The 22,427-nt window shown below is 37.1% G+C and carries 19 protein-coding genes and 1 pseudogene; 11 read left to right on the top strand and 9 right to left on the bottom strand.

What is annotated here, in order from left to right; genetic code table 11:
• The first annotated feature begins 108 nt into the window (after positions 1–108).
• From truA to purF, 6 genes are all read left to right on the top strand, one after another.
• The gene (truA, locus tag DWA31_RS03615) at positions 109–891 is read left to right on the top strand and encodes a tRNA pseudouridine(38-40) synthase TruA (RefSeq protein WP_114325306.1); all 783 of its coding nucleotides are present in this window, start codon (positions 109–111) and stop codon (positions 889–891) included.
• Between the two features lie 170 nt (positions 892–1,061).
• Positions 1,062–1,925 carry an acetyl-CoA carboxylase, carboxyltransferase subunit beta gene (gene accD / locus DWA31_RS03610; RefSeq protein ID WP_114325305.1) on the top strand — a complete coding sequence of 288 codons (864 nt, stop codon included), beginning with the start codon at positions 1,062–1,064 and terminating at the stop codon, positions 1,923–1,925.
• Positions 1,926–2,040: 115 nt separating this feature from the next.
• Complete coding sequence (folC, locus tag DWA31_RS03605) at positions 2,041–3,423, top strand: bifunctional tetrahydrofolate synthase/dihydrofolate synthase (RefSeq protein ID WP_114325304.1); 1,383 nt, start codon at positions 2,041–2,043, stop codon at positions 3,421–3,423.
• 39 nt (positions 3,424–3,462) lie between these two features.
• Positions 3,463–4,146 (top strand): SPOR domain-containing protein, encoded by a 684-nt coding sequence (locus DWA31_RS03600; RefSeq protein ID WP_114325303.1) that lies wholly within the window; start codon positions 3,463–3,465, stop codon positions 4,144–4,146.
• Between the two features lie 80 nt (positions 4,147–4,226).
• Positions 4,227–4,709, top strand: a complete 483-nt coding sequence (locus DWA31_RS03595) for a CvpA family protein (protein ID WP_114325302.1) — start codon at positions 4,227–4,229, stop codon at positions 4,707–4,709.
• Between the two features lie 48 nt (positions 4,710–4,757).
• The gene (gene purF / locus DWA31_RS03590; RefSeq protein WP_114325301.1) at positions 4,758–6,275 is read left to right on the top strand and encodes an amidophosphoribosyltransferase; all 1,518 of its coding nucleotides are present in this window, start codon (positions 4,758–4,760) and stop codon (positions 6,273–6,275) included.
• A 63-nt stretch (positions 6,276–6,338) separates the two neighbouring features.
• Here purF and DWA31_RS03585 read toward each other — a convergent pair whose 3' ends face one another.
• Positions 6,339–6,938 (bottom strand): Yip1 family protein, encoded by a 600-nt coding sequence (locus DWA31_RS03585; RefSeq protein ID WP_114325300.1) that lies wholly within the window; start codon positions 6,936–6,938, stop codon positions 6,339–6,341.
• A gap of 270 nt (positions 6,939–7,208) precedes the next feature.
• The gene (locus DWA31_RS03580; protein ID WP_114325299.1) at positions 7,209–7,499 is read right to left on the bottom strand and encodes a hypothetical protein; all 291 of its coding nucleotides are present in this window, start codon (positions 7,497–7,499) and stop codon (positions 7,209–7,211) included.
• A 606-nt stretch (positions 7,500–8,105) separates the two neighbouring features.
• Here DWA31_RS03580 and DWA31_RS03575 point away from each other — a divergent pair.
• Complete coding sequence (locus DWA31_RS03575; protein WP_114325298.1) at positions 8,106–8,951, top strand: putative bifunctional diguanylate cyclase/phosphodiesterase; 846 nt, start codon at positions 8,106–8,108, stop codon at positions 8,949–8,951.
• Between the two features lie 81 nt (positions 8,952–9,032).
• Entirely contained in the window at positions 9,033–9,500 is a 468-nt protein-coding gene (locus DWA31_RS03570) for a GNAT family N-acetyltransferase (protein WP_114325297.1), read from the top strand.
• Positions 9,501–9,517: 17 nt separating this feature from the next.
• Here the strand turns inward: DWA31_RS03570 and DWA31_RS03565 are convergent, their stop codons facing one another.
• Positions 9,518–10,912 (bottom strand): M28 family metallopeptidase, encoded by a 1,395-nt coding sequence (locus tag DWA31_RS03565; RefSeq protein ID WP_245942467.1) that lies wholly within the window; start codon positions 10,910–10,912, stop codon positions 9,518–9,520.
• Between the two features lie 30 nt (positions 10,913–10,942).
• Positions 10,943–11,479, bottom strand: coding sequence for a YaeQ family protein (locus tag DWA31_RS03560; protein WP_114325296.1), 537 nt, complete (start codon positions 11,477–11,479; stop codon positions 10,943–10,945).
• Positions 11,480–11,656: 177 nt separating this feature from the next.
• Here DWA31_RS03560 and DWA31_RS03555 point away from each other — a divergent pair, with 177 nt between their 5' ends.
• Positions 11,657–12,778 (top strand): pyridoxal-phosphate-dependent aminotransferase family protein, encoded by a 1,122-nt coding sequence (locus tag DWA31_RS03555; protein WP_114325295.1) that lies wholly within the window; start codon positions 11,657–11,659, stop codon positions 12,776–12,778.
• Between the two features lie 46 nt (positions 12,779–12,824).
• Here the strand turns inward: DWA31_RS03555 and DWA31_RS03550 are convergent, their stop codons facing one another.
• The 5 genes and pseudogenes from DWA31_RS03550 to DWA31_RS03525 form a co-directional block, all read right to left on the bottom strand.
• Positions 12,825–13,244: a VOC family protein gene (locus tag DWA31_RS03550; protein WP_114325294.1), complete on the bottom strand. Its 420-nt coding sequence runs from the start codon at positions 13,242–13,244 to the stop codon at positions 12,825–12,827.
• Between the two features lie 32 nt (positions 13,245–13,276).
• Positions 13,277–13,534 (bottom strand): annotated as a pseudogene (locus DWA31_RS03545) (endonuclease III); the annotation flags it as partial.
• A 260-nt stretch (positions 13,535–13,794) separates the two neighbouring features.
• Positions 13,795–14,166 carry a transposase gene (locus DWA31_RS03535; RefSeq protein WP_281268614.1) on the bottom strand — a complete coding sequence of 124 codons (372 nt, stop codon included), beginning with the start codon at positions 14,164–14,166 and terminating at the stop codon, positions 13,795–13,797.
• A 302-nt stretch (positions 14,167–14,468) separates the two neighbouring features.
• Positions 14,469–17,573, bottom strand: coding sequence for an efflux RND transporter permease subunit (locus DWA31_RS03530; protein WP_114325292.1), 3,105 nt, complete (start codon positions 17,571–17,573; stop codon positions 14,469–14,471).
• Positions 17,570–18,769 (bottom strand): efflux RND transporter periplasmic adaptor subunit, encoded by a 1,200-nt coding sequence (locus DWA31_RS03525; protein ID WP_114325291.1) that lies wholly within the window; start codon positions 18,767–18,769, stop codon positions 17,570–17,572. The genes DWA31_RS03530 and DWA31_RS03525 overlap by 4 nt, the downstream gene beginning before the upstream one ends.
• A gap of 164 nt (positions 18,770–18,933) precedes the next feature.
• Here DWA31_RS03525 and DWA31_RS03520 point away from each other — a divergent pair, with 164 nt between their 5' ends.
• Positions 18,934–19,545 (top strand): TetR/AcrR family transcriptional regulator, encoded by a 612-nt coding sequence (locus tag DWA31_RS03520; protein WP_114325290.1) that lies wholly within the window; start codon positions 18,934–18,936, stop codon positions 19,543–19,545.
• Positions 19,546–20,059: 514 nt separating this feature from the next.
• Positions 20,060–21,892 carry a DEAD/DEAH box helicase gene (locus DWA31_RS03515; protein ID WP_114325289.1) on the top strand — a complete coding sequence of 611 codons (1,833 nt, stop codon included), beginning with the start codon at positions 20,060–20,062 and terminating at the stop codon, positions 21,890–21,892.
• Positions 21,893–22,427 lie beyond the last annotated feature (535 nt).

Genomic DNA, 22,427 nt, shown 5'->3' with positions numbered 1-22,427 from the left:
CCTTAATAAAAAATGTGTCTTGATTATGAATCGCTCAGACTTCCTGAAACGAGCATCTTCAAGTGGAGCGGGTATAAGTCCATCAGAGCTGCGTTTGAAGAGGTTTACATGCGTTATGCGTTAGGTGTTGAATACGATGGTAGAAATTACTGTGGTTGGCAGCGTCAAAAGAATGTTATTGGTGTTCAGCAAAAGGTTGAAGAAGCGCTCTCAAAAATAGCTAACGAACCGATAGAAATTATTTGCGCTGGTCGTACAGACACTGGTGTCAATGCTACTAACCAAGTTGTTCACTTTGATACCAGTAAAATTCGTAAAGATACCGCGTGGACTCTAGGCGTAAATACTCATTTACCGAGTGATATTGCTATTACTTGGGTTAAAGCCGTTAATGAAGAGTTTCATGCTCGTTTTAGCGCTACAGCTAGGCGTTATCGTTATATTATTTATAATAACAAATTACGTCCCGCTATTTTAAGTTACGGTATTAGCCACCATCATTTTCCTCTCGATGAGAAATTAATGAACCAAGGGGCACAATACCTTATTGGAAAAAATGATTTTACCTCATTTCGTACGGTTCATTGTCAATCACATTCACCAATACGCACCATTATTCATTGTGACATAACTCGCCAAGGCGATTATATTATTGTTGATATTAAGGCAAATGCATTTTTACACCATATGGTACGAAATATTGTTGGAAGTTTGATGAGAGTAGGGCAAGCGCAAGAAAACCCTGCTTGGATGAGAGAAGTACTTGAGCTTAAAAACCGTTGTTTAGCCGGTGTAACAGCACCTCCTGAGGGCTTGTATTTTGTTGAGGTTGATTATCCGCAAGAATTTAACTTACCTAAAAGACCTTTTGGACCACTTTTTTTAAGTTAATTCAAACTTTCAGATATTTAAATAGCACGCCCGACCAGTTTTTTATATAAAACATAGGCTAAAGTGTGTTCTAATTAACGGTAAATTAGCATTATTTTTTAAATTGACTATCGAAGTGATAATTTTCACTCAAAAGTTGATTTGTATTCGTTGCAATAGGCAAAAAAATTATGAGCTGGATAGAAAAAATTCTCCCCAAAGCAAAATCTACTCAAAAACGCAATATTCCTGAAGGCGTTTGGAGTAAGTGCTCTGCATGTAATGCAGTATTATATAAAGTTGAACTAGAGCGTCAAATATCTGTTTGTCCAAAATGTGATCATCATATGCGCATTAGTGCTCGTAAGCGCATTGATAGCTTCCTTGATCAAGACAATAGAGAGGAGCTCGGTGAAGAGTTTGAAGCACAAGATGTTTTAAAATTTAAAGATTCAAAGCGTTATAAAGATAGATTAAGTGCTGCTCGTAAAAGTACGGGTGAGAAAGATGCCTTAGTCGTAATGAAGGGGGAACTTCATGGCATGCCAGTGGTTGTTGCCGCTTTTGAATTTTCATTTTTAGGCGGTTCAATGGCCTCTGTTGTTGGTGCCCGTTTTGTAAAAGGTGTTGAATATTGCTTAGAACATAATATACCTTTTATTTGCTTCTCGGCCAGTGGTGGTGCGCGTATGCAAGAAGCCCTATTCTCGTTAATGCAAATGGCTAAAACCAGTGCAGCATTAGCTAAAATGAGCGAAAAAGGTTTACCTTATGTTTCTGTGTTGACCGATCCTACTATGGGTGGTGTTTCGGCAAGTTTAGCTATGCTAGGTGATATTAACGTTGCTGAGCCTAAAGCATTAATTGGTTTTGCGGGTCCTCGTGTAATAGAGCAAACAGTACGTGAAAAATTACCTGAAGGCTTTCAGCGTAGTGAATTTTTACTTTCGAAAGGTGCTATTGATATGATTATTGATCGCCGTGAAATGCGTGAAACTTTAGCACGCATGTTAGGTAAGTTTATGGGACAAACTAGCCCATTTTCAGAAAGTTAAGTAATACCAATGCCAATAAATATTTGATCACTAACTTACTGGTATTGGTATAAATAACGTAGCTTTGTCAGATACATTACTACGTTAAATAAAACACAAAAAGCAAGAGCAATAAATGCCACAAAACACTTCAAGCCACTCTAAAGGTTGTAAAGATCTTAATGAGTGGCTTTGTTATTTAGAAACACTTCATAATGCCGAAATTGATTTGGGTTTATCTCGCATTGGTCAAGTTGCCAAACGGTTAAATATTAATTTTGACTTTGCTCGTGTTATTACTGTTGCCGGAACTAATGGCAAGGGAACTACCTGTTCCTTTCTGGAAAATGCTTTACTTGAAGAAATCATTAATGAACAAGCATTAACTGTTGCGGTGTATTCTTCACCACATATTGAACGTTTTAATGAAAGGTTGCGAATAAATAAAACCGATGTTGATGATCAATCTTTTATCACTGCTTTTGAGCAGATAGAGCTGGCAAGAGCTGAAATATCATTAAGTTATTATGAATTTACTACTTTAGCAGCTTTTATTATATTGATGGCGAAGAAGCCAAACATTATTATTCTCGAGGTAGGTCTTGGCGGGCGCCTTGATGCAACCAATATTATTGATGCTGATGTAGCGGTGGTTACAACGATTGATCTGGATCATCAAACCTATTTAGGAAATGACAGAGAAACTATCGGTTTTGAAAAAGCGGGTATTTTTCGTGCTAATCAGCATATTATTATTGGTGATAGCCATGCGCCTAACTCTGTCATTGAATATGCTGAAAAGGTGAATCATTCTATTGCCAACGTACTTACTAAAGAAGTAAGAAACAAAATAAAAGTACGCGAGCAAGACTTCACAATAGTTGAGCAGAATATTGGTAAAAATCAAGGTTTATGGCAATGGCAGTACACAGATGTTAATAGCACAGGTATTAATGATGAAACTATTTATTTTGAAGGTTTAATTAGTACGCATATTCCTCGAGATAATGTTGCCACAGCACTGATGGTATTAACACAACTTGGTGTTACGTTAACAACAGATAAAATTAATGCGTTAATAGCAAAAACTAAAGTTGCGGGTCGAACTGAATTATTAATCAATAATTCAGTAGATGATAGTGATGTTATGCTTGATGTTGGCCATAACCCTCATGCAGGACGTTATTTAGCAAAAAAATTAGTTCAGTTAAAGAAGCAGAATCAATATCAGAAAGTAATCGCTGTTGTTGCCATGTTAGCAGATAAAGATATCAATAATACTTTACAGCCATTTCATGACGTAATTGACGATTGGTATATAGCGCAGTTAACTGTACCAAGAGCTGCATCAGTTGAGATTATGACTGCAGAGCTAGCTAGCTTTACTAATTCAATCAATTGCTTTGACAATATCACTCAAGCATTTAAAATAGCGAATAAAAAAGCACAATCAACTGACTTGATTCTTGTTTTTGGTTCTTTTTATACGGTTGCTGAAATTAGGCGATTATTGGTTTAAGTTAAATTTAGCGCAACCCTTATTTCTTTGGAGTATTACTTGTCTACACCGTTTCAAAATCGCCTTGTTGGTACTGTCATCGTTGCTGCTGCCGTTATCATTTTTTTACCGGACTTACTTGATGGTAAAAAGGAATCGAATCAAACGGACTTTGAGAAAATACCCCAAGTTTCCACTTTTACTGGAAAAATGACTAAAAAACCTTTTCCAGAGCAAAAGCTAGTAATAAAAGATAAAGTAACAGTTTTTAATGAACAAGCGCAAGATGATCTGTTGAAAATAGATAATACCGCGCAGACTAGTAAACAAAGTATCAGTAAAATCAATAATCAAGCAGTAGATACTGATGTACAAAAAACAAAAGTTACTCCGGCTATCAAGGTTAAAAAAATTGTTGCTAACGCACCTTTAAAAATGAATACTAAATCGGCAATCACTAAGCCAGTCTTAGGTCAACAACCACCGAAATCAGTTAATAAAGAAGCCTGGGTTATTCAACTCGGTAGCTTTAAACATAAAAGCAACGTTGCTGAACTCGTGACTAAACTGAAACGTAATGGTTATACCGCTTTTACCAAACCAATTAAAACAAAACAAGGTACTTTGACTAAGGTCTTCGTTGGGCCGGAATTAATTAAAGCGACATTGATGAAAAAAATACCAGCGTTGAAAAAGTTGACCAATGTACAAGGAAAGATTGCACGTTTTTACCCGACAAAATAATTTATTTTTGTTAAAAACTTAAGTATTTTTACTTTTATTCTGATAGAATGCGCGCCTCTAATCAATGAGAAACTCAAAACATGGTTTGGATAGATTATGCCATTTTGGCAGTTGTAGGTATATCAACGTTAATTAGTTTGGCACGCGGCTTTGTAAAAGAAGCAGTCTCACTAGTTATCTGGATAAGTGCCTTCTTTATTGCCAGTACTTTTTATGCCAATCTAGCCAATCTTCTTACCAATATTTCCGATCAAACCTTGCGAAATGCTGCCGCAATCGCGATCTTGTTTATTGTTACCTTAATACTAGGTGCGCTTGTTAATTACCTTATAGGTCAATTAGTCAGTAAAACTGGTTTGTCAGGTACAGATCGTGTGTTAGGGCTAGTCTTTGGAGCTTTACGTGGCGTTTTAATTATTAGCGCTGTGTTATTCTTTATGGATGCTTTCACGGGAGCAGCAACAAGTGGTTGGTGGAAAAGCTCACAACTAATACCCGAATTTAGGTTAGTTGTTGAGTGGTTTTTTGAGTATCTCAAGCAATCATCAAGTTTTCTAACTTAGTCTATTTATTTGATTAAAGTTAACTAAGTTTCAAGCGGAGAAAAATTCATGTGTGGTATTGTTGGTATTGTCGGTAAAACCCCGGTTAATCAGTATTTGTATGACGGATTAACAGTGTTACAGCATCGGGGACAAGATGCTGCCGGTATTGTAACTATTCATAACAATACATTTCGCCTTAGAAAAGGTAATGGTTTAGTAAAAGATGTCTTTCATACTCGCCATATGTTGCGTTTGCAAGGTAATGTTGGTATTGGTCATGTACGCTACCCAACAGCGGGTACGTCAAGCTCATCTGAGGCTCAGCCTTTTTATGCTAACTCACCTTACGGAATATCTTTAGCTCATAATGGTAACTTAACTAATGCAGACGAGTTAAAAGTTTGGTTGAATACTGAAGCTCGCCGTCATGTAAATACTACGTCTGATTCAGAGTTACTATTAAATATTTTGGGTCATGAGTTACAACAAAGCACCCAAGTAACATTAACGCCTGATGATGTTTTTACAGCCGTTGCTAATGTGCATAAACGTGTGCGAGGTGCTTACGCAACAGTAGCCCTAATTGTTGGTTATGGCATGATTGCTTTTCGTGACCCAAATGGTATTCGTCCGTTAGTTTTTGGTAAACGTGAAACTGAAAACGGTGTTGAATACATGATCGCCTCTGAGTCAGTAGCCCTTGATGCTTGTTCATTTGAGTTTGTGCGTGATGTAGCCCCTGGCGAAGCGATATTTTTCACTGAAGATGGTCAGATTTATAGCCGACAGTGCTCCGAAAATCCTGTCTATAGTCCTTGTATTTTTGAATTTGTCTATTTTGCTCGTCCAGATTCAACTATTGATAAAATGTCTGTTTATGCATCTCGTGTTGAAATGGGAACTAAACTTGGTGAAAAAATAGCTGAAGAATGGAGTGATGTGGATATCGATGTCGTTATTCCTATCCCTGAAACATCATGCGATATTGCTTTGCAAATAGCGCATCAATTAAAGTTACCCTATAGACAAGGTTTTGTGAAAAATCGTTATATTGGTCGAACTTTTATTATGCCAGGCCAAGAGCAACGTAAAAAATCTGTACGACAAAAACTTAATGCTATTACAACAGAATTTAAAGGTAAAAATGTACTACTTGTTGATGACTCAGTAGTGCGTGGAACAACGTCCTCACAGATCATTGAAATGGCACGCTCTGCTGGAGCTAAAAAAGTTTATTTTGCTTCTGCTGCCCCTGAAGTACGCTTTCCTAACGTTTATGGTATAGATATGCCGAGCGCTAATGAATTAATTGCTCATGGACGTGATGTTGATGATATATGCAGTTTAATTGGTGCGGATAAACTCATTTTTCAATCTATTGAAGATTTAGTTATTGCTGTCGGTTTAGGGAACCCAGATATAAAATGTTTTGATACCTCTGTATTCAATGGTCATTATATCACCAATGATATTGATAATGCTTATTTAGAAAGACTGGATGCTATGCGTAACAATAACTCTAAAGAAGAGTCAGATAAAAATGCCGATTCTGTAATCGATATGTATAACGAAGGGGCTGAATAGCCAATAGGTACGAGTAAGAAAAGTAGCGAGTTATTTCGTCACTCGCTACTCGTTAACTCGAAACTAGCTTACATATTCAGGACCAAAGCCCGTGGTCCAGAATATTGCACTCAATGCCATGATAGCTACCAGTAGCACTAAGCCACAAGTTACCACTGAGCTTGAATAGATAAAGCCTTTCTCTTCTGGAATATTCATCATAATAGGTACACCAGAGTATAATAGATATACTGAATAACTAACTGCGGCTAGTCCGGCTAGAGCAACAAACCAAAGCACAGGAAACAAAGTAACGATACCAACCATTAACATAGGTGTTGCGGTATAAGCAGCTAACTCTAGTGATTGAATAAAGCTAGGTTTAGAATCGAAGGTTTTTGCCATCCATTGAATTAAATAAGCCAGTGAAAATACGCCTAAAACTAAGGCTATATACATAGCAATAGCCATCATTTGTGCACTTGACTGGCTGATTTTTATTGGGTCACCGACGCCTATAGTCCAACCTATGTGTGCTGCTGAATAATAACTGCATATTGAGGGAATCAACGCTACCACTAAAATATGCATTAGACTGTATATCAAACTTTCATGACGTTTTTCAATTGTTTGCCATTCATCTTTTGGATGAGCGTACAATCCCCAAATATGATTTAATATCATAATAACTTCCTCTTACAGTCCCCAATAAATTATTTAGTTTTGTTATTCTTGTTCGCTAAATAAACGTTCGGTAGTAATAATTATTTTATACCGATACCTTATTTATGGGAGATGGCTGAGCATTCGTCAAGACTTGTTTGAAAAACAAGGGTAAAAACATCAAAATATATTCTTTTTATATTAAAAATAAATAAAAACAATGCTTTTTATAATTAATTGATATAAAAATAATAATCGTTAGTATTTAGTCTTGGTGTTTTTATATCAGAGTTAAGCTACTTTTATTCGTACTATTTTCATTACTTCAATATCTAAACCGGCAACTTTTTCATTATCTGGATAATAAGTAATATTAACTCTTGAATTTTTAAGGTTTTTGTAGAGTTTCTTTCGTTTATATTTAAAGGGGACATCAACGCCATCAAGCATTAATGTATTAAGTTGCCAATCATAAGATTCGCGTTGTACATGAGAAACTACCTTAATGTTTTCTGTATGAATCAATTTTGGGTGGCGCTTGGTAAGCTTGGTAGCTATATTATTTTTTTGAGGTGTTGTCATACTTTTATCTGTATCAATATAGGTTAAAACAGTAATGTACACTATATATAACAACTAGATGAGCGTAAATAAGATAGAGTAGCGAAAGTTTCACTATATGTGGGCTTATAGAATCATATATTCACAATCAATATCGTTTTCATAAGGAAATTTAAACAGTGGTTGAAGAGAAAGTTAAATCGATAATTGACAGTTTATCCCATTCTACATCGGATGATTTTACCGATTCTATTTGCTTATCTCTAGCCAAAAGCTATAAAAGCTGATTTCGTCTTTATTGCAAAATTAAACGCTGAAAAACTCTCGCGACCACTATTTCCTTAGCTGCGCATGGTGTTATCAATGACAACTTCTCTTATGGTTTACAACATACGCCATGCCAGAATGTTAGCGAAGGTGATGTGTGCTTTCATACTTCTCACACGCAACAAGCATACCTGGATGATTAACTATTGATTGATATGGCTATCGTAGGTTATGTAGGCGTACCTTTAAAAAATAGTATGGGTGAAACCGATGCCATTTTAGTCGCTCTGTATCGCCATCCTACTCTTTCAAGATGATACAGATGATGCAAGTACGTTAATTAAAAAAGCTGAACATGCAATGGTTCATGCGAAAGATGATGGGAGAAATTCATTTAATTATTTCACCCAAGATATGCAACAAAATGTACAGCGACAATTATTTTTGAAAAAGGCTTTATCCGCAGCATTAACCAGTAATTTACTTAGTGTGGCCTTTCAGCCAATAGTCTCAATTACAGAACAAAAAATTAATAAATTTGAAGCGTTAGTACGTTGGAAAAATGAAGGACAATGGATTTCGCCTGAAGAGTTTATTCCTATTGCAGAAGAATTCTCATTGATTAGACCGTTAGGTGAGTTTGTTTTAAATGAAGCCTGTCGCCAGTTAAAAATATTAAAGTCTCAAGGTTTTAATGATATTGTTTTTAATATAAATCGTTCTGTATATGAAATTCCTTTAAACAAAAGTGAAAATGGTCAATGGCTGATGGTTATTGAACAACATGGGCTTAAGCCGAGTGATATTTGCTTTGAATTAACAGAAAGTGCACTAGCGCCTGATAAACGAAATAACGAACGCCTTTTTAACCAGTTACGAGTAGCAGGTTGTACTATTGCACTTGATTATTTTGGTACAGGTTATTCATCGTTAAGCTATTTGCGCCGTATTCCTGTTGATTATATAAAAATTGATAAATCATTCATTAGAGGCATGAGTACAAATGAAGGTGACAACGTTTTAGTCTCTACTATTATTGTCATGTCTAAATCATTAGGGAAAAAAGTTGTTACTGAAGGCGTTGAAACCAAAGAACAGTTACAACAACTTACTGAATTAGGTTGTGATTGTATTCAAGGTTATTATTTTTCTAAACCTCTACCTAGCGAACACTTAGTTAACTACTTAACTGATTATAAATATTAATGTTATAATCAAGACAATTCACTTGGCAGTAAACCTGTTATACTCTTTTTATTTATTATTCCTCTTACTATTTAAATTCTAATGAGATTTACAATTGGCTTTAGAAAAGTAAAGCATGAAGATATAGACTTTTTACTAAGACTTCGACAAAAATCAATGTCAGCACATTTAGCTAAAGCTAAATTAAAGTTAACCAATGAACAGCACCTTGAACGAATCAAAGAACACTACTATGACTCGCATATTATCTTACGAGATCGTAAACCCATTGGCGTGTTAAAGATGGGAGTAATTGCACTTAATGGCACAACAAAAAGCCTCCATATTAGACAACTACAAATATTACCAGAATTTCAAGGAAAGGGTGTTGGTAGTAAGATATTAACTGTTGTGAAAAAAAGAGCATTGCAACTTCAATTACCAGTTACCCTTAATGTATTATTGCAAAACCCAGCTAGAGGGCTTTATTTACGTCATGGTTTTCAGATTGAAGGAAAAAATAAACTAGAGTTCCAAATGCGTTGTCCACTTGACGTTATTGTTGCCTGAGTTTTCTGATTACTTAATTAAAATATAAGTCCTTTCCCTTTTACCAATTTTTTATCAATTCGTGAAGGGGTTATATTGCCGTCGACTAAAGGCTGAGTTGCCATAGCAAGCATTTCAATAATTTGATGAAGAGATGTTAAATCTAATGATGATAGATCGTCGCTAGTTTGATGATAGTACTGATCTTTATCAAGCTGAGCACTACTAAAACTATGAGCGGGTACACCTAACCTTGCTAAGGTTGCATTGTCTGAACGATAGAATAAACCTTGCTCTGGGTAAGGGTCTTCGTATATTTTTTTACCTGATTTGGCTAGCACTGTATTTAATTGTTCGCCTAGATTAGAGCGATCCATCCCTGTCATCCACAGTGTGCCAGCGCCAAATTTTGACGGTTTACCAATCATTTCAATATTAATCATTGCGGTGATTGTTTGTGGCTCAAGTTGTTTCGAAAAATAACTCGAGCCAAAACCGCCAATTTCTTCTGCGCTAAAGGCAGCAAACATAAGCGTACGCGCATTATCTCCCTGTTTGGCATAGTAATGTGCCAAGTTGATAATTGCGGTTGTACCTGAAGCATTATCATCAGCGCCATTATAAATAACGTCACTTTGGTCATCTTTAACTCCCAAGTGATCATAATGAGCAGAATAGAGCACAACTTCTTCTGGTTTAGTTTTCCCAGGTAATATAGCCACTACGTTCATTAGTTCGTTTTTACTTATTGTGTTAACACCTGAAACGTTCAATGTCTTAATTTTTTCAGCTTTCATTGTTGAGAGCGCTATAACGATAACTCCACCTGAGTTTTTACCATTATCTTCTTGTGTTAGTTTTGTTGACCCTTGTTGCAAATAGTGTTGATAACGTTCAAAGAGAGCTTTATGATCGGTGTTTAATAAAACTAGATGTTTTCCTCCTTGATTATTTAATGTGTCAACGATGGCTCGCATATCATCGTTTTTACCTATGCTATGTATAGTAAACTCCGTGTTTTTAACATTGTTGTTAATTGCCCATGAAAAATCAGTAATAGTGCTAGCCATTGCTAAACTTTCAGAAGCAATATTTTGTCCATTTATCGTTAAGTTGATTTTTTTTGGGATAGTTTTAGTTATTTGATATTTTTGTAAAAAATCCGCCCCTGATATGTTGTCTGCAGCCACTAAACCACTTTCTTGAAAACGTTTAGCAATATAATCAGCAGCTAAGCGTATTTCTGCTGAATAGTTATTTCGACCTTTTAAGTCGTCACTCGCTAGGTAGGTCACATCTTTAGTGACTTGTGCTAAAGATATATTATTTGTCACTGCACAAGCAAAGCTTGCTGTAGCTAAGCTAGTTATCAGTACACCAACTTTCATTAATAAAGTAGAAAGGCTGTTAGTCTTTTTTTTCTCGTTGAACATTATTAATTCTTTTATGAGGGAGTAAGTTTTTTACGACTTTAAAGTAGTTGTTTCTATCAACAATGTTTCATCACCACAGCTTAGCCATAGTTGATCGTCTTGAATGCTACATTGAAATTCCATATTTCTACTCAGTAATTTCACTAACTCATTCGTTGTAGTGGTATCAAACTGTTCAATACTCAGTTTAGGGAACTTCAGTAAAGTAGCTTGTGACTGCGACCACCAAGTATTCACGCTTGAGCCATAACAATATAGCTTTACTTTTGCAGCCTTATTACACGCTTTTTTGATTCGTTTTTCGTCTATTTGCCCTAACTCAATCCAGAGAGCAATTTCATCACTATAATTTATTTGACGGATAACCGCTTCATCTTCGTCACTAACACCCTTACCAAACTGCAAGTCTGGATGAGCATTTAATATATAACAGATTAAACGTACCATAAGCCGTTGCTCTGTTTCTGAAGGGTGTTGCGCTAGCGTAAGTTGTAATGAATCATAATAATTACGATCCATATTTGCTAGCTCAATGTTTACTTTATAAATTGTTGCTTTTAGTGCCATAAGAAGCTATTCGTCATCAGTAAAGTCAATAAAATCAATGATAACAATAAGTGGAGTACTTGCCACTTCATTTATGAAATGAATAACTAGGATAACAACTATTAATTAAAGAAATAGTTCAATTAATGCTATGGTGTTAGCATCTATAGCCAAATTATATCAACAGGTGAGCTCACTATGCCAATTCAATCTTTTATACCACCACAACGTACGTTAATGGGCCCAGGTCCTTCTGATGTTAGTCCTCGTGTATTGTCAGCTTTAGCAAGACCGACAGTGGGTCATTTAGATCCTACTTTTATTGGTATGATGGATGAAGTTAAGTCATTGTTACAATATGCCTTTCAAACTAAAAACACTTATACAATGGCTATTTCTGCTCCTGGCTCTGCGGGTATGGAAGCATGTTTTGTTAACTTAATTACGCCAAATGATACGGTTGTTGTTTGTCGTAATGGTGTGTTTGGCGCGCGTATGATTGAAAATGTACAGCGTATTGGTGCAAAAGCCGTTGTTGTTGATGGCACATGGGGTAGAGCGGTTGACCCACAAGCATTAGAGGATACTTTAAAGCAGACACCGCAAGCAACTTTTGTTGCTTTTGTACATGCCGAAACCTCTACAGGTGCATTATCTGATGCTAAAACCCTTTGTGAAATAGCACGTAAACACAACTGTTTAACGATTGTTGATGCGGTAACTTCACTGGGTGGCGTTGAATTAAAAGTTGATGACTGGGGCATAGATGCTGTGTATGCCGGTAGTCAAAAATGCTTATCTTGCGTGCCAGGTTTATCACCAGTGAGCTTTAGCGATCGAGCTGCTGAGATCATTAAAAATAGAGAAATTCCCGTACAAAGTTGGTTTTTAGATCAATCACTTGTCATGGGTTATTGGTCAGGTGAAGGTAAGCGTAGTTATCACCATACCGCACCAGTCAATTCTTTATATGCACTACATGAGTCTTTATTAATGCTTCAGAACGAAGGCTTAGAAAACAGCTGGGCACGCCATAAAGCTCAACATGAAAAATTGGCTTCTGGTTTAGAGGCGTTAGGAATAAGTTTTGTTGTGCCTGAAAGTGAAAGGTTACCACAGTTAAATACGGTTCATATTCCTGAAGGTGTTGACGATGCAAAAGTGCGTCAATTTTTATTAAATGAATATAACTTAGAGATTGGCGCTGGCTTAGGACAATTTGCTGGCAATGCTTGGCGTATTGGTTTAATGGGCTATGCGGCTCGTAATGAAAATGTTCTTTTATGTTTAGCTGCGCTTAAAGAGGCGTTGGCTCGATAAGCGATTTTTACTGATAATCTGTTAAATAATTGATGACTACAAAGCACTACCAAGAGCCAATGTTTTTCATACTTGACCACGGCTCTTGTGGTGCTAATGCAGGTCCTTTTTGTAATAATTCAATAGAAACATTGTCAGGTGATTTAACAAAAGCCATTTTTCCACAACGTGGAGGTCGGTTAATAATCACGCCACTTGCTTGCAGTTGTTGACACGTTTGGTAAATATCTTCTACTTCAAAGGCTAAATGCCCAAAATTACGTCCTGTAGTGTATTCTTCTTTTGAGTCCCAATTATGGGTTAATTCAATTTCTGCTTCCCCTTTAGCTGTCGCTAAAAAGATCAAGGTAAACTTTCCTTCTGGTACATCTCTACGTCTGATTTCAACTAACCCTAGTTTATTGATGTAAAAGTCGAGCGATTGGTCAAGATCATGAATTCGAACCATGGTATGTAAAAACTTCATCTTTATTCCTTAACTTAAAGTAAGACGACTTATCATTCTACTTTATCTTTAAACTCACATAAATATTCAATAATACATGAGCCGCCTTTGGATTTATGGGCAACACAAGTGTACCGGCCATGAAGAATTAGCCAATGATGAACATCCACATTAAACGCTTTAAGTACAACCTTTAATAACTTTTGTTCTACTTTATCAAAAGTATCGCCTATGGCTCGTTTCGTACGATTACTAACACTAAAAATGTGAGTATTTTCAGCGATAGTAGGCCAACCATTGATTGTAGTCATATTCTATTACAAAGTGGAGGTTTAGTTTTAAATTCTGATGAAGGCTTAGCGAGCAGAAGTCATAAGGTAATCATTGATGTTAACGGCCGCTCTGAGTCAAAACAGTTGCCCTTTAGTACCTTGAATAGCTCACTGAGTGATGCAAGCGACGCATTGACTCAAAAGAAAAGGTAACCGAACGATGATTTATAAAGCTAACTGCATTTAGCCGCTCTGCCTTCAAGCTTCTAAAAAATCGCTCCATTATTGTATTGACGCTCCTATGTTAATACATGACGAGAATTTGTCAGATCCTGGCAGATAATTGGAAATAATTCTCTGGCTATATATCGCTTTAAACACCGTTGGATTTCTTTAACCGTAAGGCTATCACAAGTTCGTTTTTCCGTGTATTGGATAGTTATTGCATCGGCTCTCATTCTTATTAGCGCTACTGTCCATAAAGCATTATTCGCTTCTCTAGATCCGCCACGGTTTAAACGGTGCCGTTGCTTCTTAGCTGAAGATGCCTCTAATGGGCTAACACCACATAAGGCTGCAAAAGAGGACTCTTTTCTTAAACGTTCTGGATTATCTCCTGCCGTAACCAATAAGGTTGCGGCTACATATGGGCCAACACCATGTTGCGTTATTAAACTACCAGCAGCAGGTTTGTTAATTTCTTAAGCTGTCCATCTATGAGTTTTAGTTCCTCTTTTAAGTTCAACCAACGTGATGATAGAAGCTTCAGCATAGCGGATAAGGTTTCCAGCACAACTGAGTCACCTAAAGAAACTATGCTGTTACACAGCGAAATGTATTTATGTGTTTCGTCGTACTCATTTAAAGCGTGTAGAGCGCATAAGAAAAATTGATGAAAGTTATCATATTCAAATAAAGCCCAAAGATTCTTCTTATCGACGATAGTTTACTCATCCATTTAGTATTATTTATTCTACGTTTGTTCATTTAATTCAAAAGCGCGGCGTTGGCAAAACCATGAAAATGCTGCTGGCACAAATAAGAAGGATAACAACGTTGTTAATACGGTACCGCCTGCTATTGCAATAGCAAAAGGTGGCCAAAAGCCTCCCCCTGCCAAAATTAAAGGTAAGAAGCCCCCTACAGTGGTAATTGTGGTGGACGTTATATGGCGAGTACAGTTTTGTACGCCTCTAATAATAGCACTTGGATTACCTTGTACGGCTTGGGCGTCACTTTTTAATTCAGCAATAATAACTATCGCTGCATTTATCGCTAGGCCCATTAGGCCTAATAAAGCAATTATCACAGTGAAACCAAATGGGTAACCAAATATATATACTGTTAGTAATCCTAATCCTACGGATTGTAGTGCAGAGAAGAAGATAATACCGCCGAGTCTAAAAGAATTAAATGACAGTACTACCACGGTTATTAATAAAGTAAATATAACTCCTACGCTGGCAAGTAATTTACCCACTGCATCATTACGTTTGGATGACTCTCCACCAATTTCTATTTTGTATCCAGCGGGTAATTGGTAATTTTCTGCTGCGATCTTTGCGCTAACGTTTGTCAAAACCACGCTGGGTAAAACCCCTGAGCGGATATAACCTTCAATAACATTTACTCTTGAGCCATTACGATGTGGAATTGCCCCACGACTAGGCTTTAGTGAGAAATCAGCGATTGCTGTCAAAGGGATAGGTTGTGCATTACTCGCAACACTTGGGCTAAGTAAATTGATATTAGCTAAATCATTGATAGTAGATCTGTCTTCATTGGCAAGCCGTACTCGAACAGGAATTGATTCAGTTGCTTCAATAATAGAGCCGCTAACTTGCCCACTTAAGTTGCCTTGCAATTGCTCTGCAATATCAACTAAAGATAACCCGAGTAAGGCTGCCGCTTCTTCATCGGCATTTACCCACACTTTAGGTGTGCCAGGCTGTAGTGAAACTCGAGTATGAATAATATCAGTGGTTTGCGTCATTATTTTTCGAATGTCATCACCAATAACTTTTAGGGTATCTAAGTTAGGGCCATATACACGTAATTCAACTGGCGCATTAAAAGGAGGGCCTTGTTCTAGTTTTCGCACTAATATTTGTGCTTGTGGTATTAATTCATCTAAGGCTGATTGTAATTTAGGAATTAAATTATTTGCGGTTTGAAAATCAGTTGTCGTGATCATCGCCTGACCATAATTTTGAAAACCATCTTTTGTTGGTGTTAAATTATAATAAAAGGAAGGCGCATTTTTCCCTAGGAACCAACGGACTTTTTCTATGCCTTGTTGTTGATAAAGGTAGTCACTTATTTGTTGGCTAGTGACTTGTGTATTAAGAATGCTGCTTTGTGTTGGCATAAATAGTTCAATTTGAAACATATCGCGATCAGAAGGTGGAAAAAACTGCTCGCTTAAGTGTTTGGAGAGAACAAAACCTAATAGGGGTAAACCAAATACGGTGATTATCGTTATTTTTTTATACGTCAGCGCCCAGTGCAGTCCTTTTTCAAATGATTGATTTAGTTTAGGTAAGTGAATACCCACTTGATACCAGTGGCTATCGGTCTTTATAGATCCTCCTGACGCTATCCCTCTAGGAATGAAACGTCCAGCTAAGCCAGCTACTATAGTATGAGAAATTATATAGGAGCCAATAAGGGAAAAAATAACGCTATAAGCGATACCACCAACAAATTCTCCGGCAGAGCCAGGCATTAAAATAAGGGGCATAAAGGCTAAAATAGTAGTGATGGTTGAACCAAGTAAAGGTAACCATAAGTGTTTTACCGCAAAGCTAACACTGTCAAGTCGATTCATACCTTCTTGGCGTTTAGTTTGAATAGTGTCTGTCATCACTATGGCGTTATCAACCATAATACCTAAAGCTACGACTAAACCAGTGACGGACATTTGGTGAATAGGTATACCATAAAAATTCATTACAGAAAGTGTAAATAATACCGTTAATGGTAAAGAAGCTGCCACAATGGCAGCGGATCGCCAGCCTAATGTGACTAACAATACGGTTGAAATTAAAATAAAGCCAAGTGCAATATTATCTACTAAATCACCAAGGCGTTTTTCAGTATAAGTATTCTGATCAAACAAAACTTCAAGCTCAATAGTTTGCGGCAATTGTTTAGCGTATTGTGCTAACGCTTCCTTTATATTTGCACTCCATTGATCTATGCGTAAATTTGGCAGCATACGCGCCGCTACCACCACAGCGGGTTTATCATTAACAATAGCCATTTCTTGGGCAGGCCAAGCTAAATTTTTACTTACTTTTGCTATGTCACCTAATCGTAGAATGGTACCTGAATTTCCTCCTTTAATGGGGATATTTTCAATACGTGTAACGCTATTAAAAGCGCCATTTAACTCAACTTGCATTTGGTTTTTCTGGTTAACCAATTGCCCTGCTGAGACTTTGGCATCCGATTGTTGAATTTTCTGGGCGATAACCTTACTGGAAAGATTTAACTTACTATTAAGCCCTTGTTCTATTTCTACTAAAACTTCTTCTTGACCATGACCAAAAATACTAACCAAATCAGTGCCAGTGACAATACGTAAACGGTTTTGAAGATCATTAGCATATCGACCTAAACTAGCAATATCACTAGGACTATCCCCTTGCCAATTTAAGGCGATAAGTTGGGTAAAGGCGTAACTTCGATCATCTTCTAATGTTGGTGGTAGTGTATTTGGTGGAAATTGTGGCGCCACGTCATTAATTAAATCTCTAACTCTAGACCAAATAGGTAGGGAGTTTGTCACTTCATCGTGTAATTCAAGTTTTACCGATGAAATTCCAGGACGTGATACTGATGTAATATTTTTTATTTCAGAAATTTTACGCAGTTTTTGTTCTATTTTTTCTGTAATGAGTACTTCTATTCTTTCAGCACTAGCGCCGGGTAAACGCGTTAAAACACTTGCATGCCTGTTTTCCATTCGTGGATCTTCCATCCTTGGCATCGTAGATAGTGCACCAAGTCCTGAAACAATTAATAGAATAATGGCAAGCGACATTAACCGGCCATTTTTAACAAATGAACGGATCATTCTTGGCTACCTATAGTATAGTCAGGAATATTGGCTAATGCTTGTGTTGATGCTTTGACTACTTGCCCGCCCACATAACGATGCACCCCTTGAGCAACTATTTTATGTGGCTCTAGTGATAAACCATTTATATAGGCTGAATGTTCGCTAGTATGTAAAACATTTACTGTTGCCGCCTGTAATTGATGACTATTGCTTGAGCCACCGGTAGGGGTGGCAATAAATAGTTGCCATTGACCACGAACACCGTCTGTAATGGCATTAAGTGGTAACCAAAAGCCCGGCTTTTTAATTTCTTGCACAATAGTTACTCTGACAAGTTGGCCGTTATAACTGTTTGCTTTATCTAATTGTTTGAGCATTTTTAACCGCAACTGTACTGTTCTATTTACTGTATTGATTTGCTGACCAATGGCAATTAGCTTGGCTTGCTTGGGTTGATTATCCAGACGAATATTATCTATTTTTATTTCAAATACTTGGCCTAAAACTAATGTACTAGCCACTTTACGGGGAATGCCGACATTAATTTCATTATTAGCATTTTCTATGAAACGAAAGCTTGGCTGGCTGGCGGTGGTCACTTCACCATTTGAAATAAATCGCTCGGTGATCACACCATCAAAGGGGGCAATTAATGCGGACTTTTCTCTTTGATATTGTAAGGTGTTAATTCGAGCATTTAACCCGTTTATTTGCGCTTTAAGGATTTGATTTTCACTATTAAGTTCATCAAGACGTTGTAAAGAACTATAGCCATCGTTGATCAAGGTTTTTATTCGCCTTAAATTAGCTTGATTCAATGTTATTTGTGCTTGTGCTTGGTTCTTTTGTGATTGTAGCTCAGTAGTTTTATAGCTAAGTAATTGTGTATCTTGTTGAGCAAGTAATTGCCCTTTTTTTATCACATCACCACTGTCTACCAATACATTACTTATTCTGCCAGAATATTCAAAACTAAGGTTTGTGTGTTGTTTGGCAGTGATTTGACCTAGATAGTTTCTCGCGATGGTGTAACTTTTTTCTGGAGAGATGGTTATTAATGAAGCACTTTGCTTATAACTATTGCTGGCATCTTTTTTTTCTACCGCTTTTGAACATGCTGTTAGTGCAGAGACGGCGATAAAAATTAAAATGATGGCTTTCATTTTTGCTAACCGACATTGGAAAGGGTGAATTTTACTGTGCTGTATCATTTATCCATACCTAAAAAGAAGAGTGCTTAACAATAAATTGCTGCAAAACAAGACTGGACTGTATAGTCTAATTAGGATTAGTTTAACAAAATAAACTAGACTGTCTAGTTTACTTTGTTAGAATGGTAAAATAAGCAGATGAAAAATAGATGTAGTGAGAGACAATGGTTAATAAGCGAAGTAAAAATGAAATAAAGCGACAACAAATACTAGATGCTGCAGTTACGTTGTTTACCGAACATGGTTATGCAGCAACAAGTATGGATCTGATTGCTAAAAATGCAGATGTTTCTAAGCAAACTGTTTATAGCCACTTTGGTAGTAAAGATGAGTTATTTTCGGCATCTGTTGAATATAAATGTGAATCACTAAATATTTTAGATTTATCACTTCATGACTTATCAGATCCTCAAGCTGTTTTATTAAAATTAGCCCAAAATTTTACTGAGTTTATTACGTCTAAAGAAGCATGTGCCGTACATAAAATATGTGTGTTTGAGTCTACTTCTTATCCGCAAGTATCTGAAATTTTTTATAAAGCAGGGCCACTTAGAATAATTAATGAGGTAACTCTCTTGATGGCTAAGTTGCATCAACAGAAAATACTCGTTATTGAAAATCCCAGACATGCTGCTTCGCAGTTCCTAAATATGATGAAAGGGGAATTGTGGATGCAAACGGAATTTAATATTAAAGAGCGTATCTCTCCTGAGGAAGTTGAAGAGTATTTACGTAATAGTGTCGCTTTTTTTATACGGGGTTATGCTATTAAATAACGAGTAACGAAATAGGTGTACTTGGTAATTTACACGGCATTGATTTTACCTTAATTAAAAACGCGTTGCTATTAGTTAAATATATTGTATCTTTTATAAAACTATGTATAATGCGCGCCTCGATATAGGGATGTTGTTTTTTTCGACAAAAGCAACAATTGCACTAAAATTTATTAAGAAAGTGCATTATTTATTGATTTCATTATTTAGAATGAAGAATAAATAAACAAATCGAAAATGAGTGGGGTTTATACCGCCCAATAGACTTGCCCAGCTGAACATTTCGTTTCCAGCAGAAATATAGTGTGACAATACACTATGCGCTTTAAGTCTTCCTGGTGGTTTCCTCGTATGATGTACGCAGGTTTAAGACTTAGCAATTAAAAATTATTTATCAGTACACTTTTCGCTATCGATCTTTTTTTGATCAATATGTCGTTTGAAGGTGTTCTATTCTTTTGTGATTTTTTTGTGTTCTTCGTTAATGCCTGCCTTGAGAAGATGAAACTTAACAATGACTGAACAAAAAAATACGGATAAAAACAAAACTGAACAAAAAAATGACGCTATCGGTTTTGATACTCTAGGCTTACCTGAAAATTTATTAACGGCCATTACCTCAATTGGTTTTAGTGCTGCTACCGATATTCAAGCACAAACGATACCGCCTTTATTAGCGGGAAAAGATGTTTTAGGCGAAGCGCAAACAGGTACAGGTAAAACTGCTGCGTTTGGTTTACCGGCATTAGCAAAAATTGATACTTCAATTAAAAAACCACAATTAATGGTATTAGCGCCTACACGTGAATTAGCGATGCAAGTAGCTGAAGCGATTGAATCTTTCGGTAAGAACATGAAAGGTTTACGTGTTGCTACTTTATATGGTGGTCAATCTTACGGTCCACAATTTCAACAATTAGAGCGCGGAGCGCAAGTTGTTGTTGGTACACCAGGTCGACTAATGGATCACCTACGTCGTAAGAGTCTAAAATTAGGCGACTTAAAAGTATGTGTTCTCGATGAAGCTGATGAAATGTTAAACATGGGCTTTTTAGAAGATATTCAGTGGATTTTGGATCATTTACCTGAAACTACGCAAATGTGCTTGTTCTCAGCGACTATGCCAGCAGCTATTCGCAAAATTGCTAACCGTTTCTTAAAAAATCCTGAGCACATTAAAATTGCAGCGGTTAAAAAAGCCAAAGCTAATATTACTCAATATGCATGGAAAGTAGGTGGCATTACTAAAATGACCGCTTTAGAGCGTATAGCTGAAATTGTTGATTACGATGCGATGATTATTTTTGTACGTACGCGTAACGATACTGTTGATGTTGCTGAAAAATTAGAGCGTGCTGGTTATCCTGCATTAGCACTTAATGGTGATTTGAACCAAGCACAGCGTGAACGTTGTATTGATCAAATGAAATCTGGTAAATCGTCAATTCTAGTTGCAACAGATGTTGTTGCTCGTGGTTTAGATATTCCTCGTATTTCTTTAGTAATAAACTATGACTTACCAGGTGATCATGAAGCTTATGTTCACCGTATTGGTCGTACAGGCCGTGCTGGTCGTGAAGGTATGTCAATTGCTTTCGTTCGCCCACGTGAAATGTACTCAATACGTCACTATGAGCGTTTAACTTCTGGCACAGTAAATATGTATGAATTACCAAATATACAAGAACTTGGTAAAAAACGTATTGAACGCGCTCGCGATGAAATAGCTGGTATTGTTGAATCGAAAGAAATATCAAGCATGCGTGAAATCGTTGAAGCAATGGCAAGTGAATCTGAAATGTCGATGACTGATTTAGCGGCAGCGTTGTTATATCAAAAACAGTTAAAACAACCATTACAACCAAAAGAAGATCCTAAGCCTCGTCGTGATGCTCGTGAAAAAGATAGCAGAGGTGAACGTAATGGCCGTGATAGAAATGATCGCGGTAGAGATTCTCGTCGTGACTCTCGTGCAGATAGCCGAGGAGATAGAAATAATCAACGTGGTTCACGTGATGAAAGACCACGTAAAGCTAAAGTAAATCGCAACGATGTTGATTGGCAGACGTACCGTTTAGAAGTTGGTAAAGAGCATGGCGCACGTCCTGGTGATATTGTTGGCGCTATCGCCAATGAAATATCACTAGACAGTAGTTACATAGGCGCAATTAACTTACATGACAAACACAGCTTTGTTCAATTGCCTAAAGGTATTCCAGCTGAATTGTTTAAGCAGTTAAAAGGTGTACGTGTTCGTCGTCAACCGCTTGCTATTAGTACCTCAGATGAACAAATAGTTAGACAGGAAGCTCCTCGTCGCACTGAACGTCCACAACGTCATAACTAATATAGAATTATTTTGATGTTTATAAAGGCGCTTTTTAGCGCCTTTTTTGTTTGCCCAGCGAAGCTGGCAAACCCGATAGGCTGAAAGAAGCCTTATCACCCCGACTAAGGGGAAGATAATCTGAATGGCAAGGGCGTCACTGGCTAACGGTGGGGTCTGAAGGAAGCCATAAGAAGTTAGAGGTACACAACTAACCGTAACCTGCTTCGGCGGTATTGGTGGGTAAGCGTCCAAAATAGCGCGAAGCCCAATACTTAGTCAGACCAATGCTGTGTTTGAGGGTGGAATTTCTAACAGGGAACTAGTGCAGTAACTGGGGAAGCCTGGCATTGTATCCAATCAAAATGATTTGATCAAAAATGGTTGGACGTATTATTCAAGAGGTGACTCAAGAGTATTACGAGTGTGAGGTGGCAGATGAACCCGTAGTAGTGAGTAAGGCTAGGCCGATGAAAGCCAGTAATGGTGTGGAGGATAAAACCAAGCCGACTGTCAACACTGTGTTTGACAGAGTCAATTTAAGCCACAAGCTTTC

Origin of the sequence: Candidatus Colwellia aromaticivorans (assembly GCF_003333305.1) — a bacterium.
Classification (GTDB): Bacteria; Pseudomonadota; Gammaproteobacteria; order Enterobacterales; family Alteromonadaceae; genus Colwellia; species Colwellia aromaticivorans.
The sequence above is the reverse complement of the archived record's forward strand: the minus strand, read 5'-3'. Positions and strand labels throughout refer to the sequence as shown.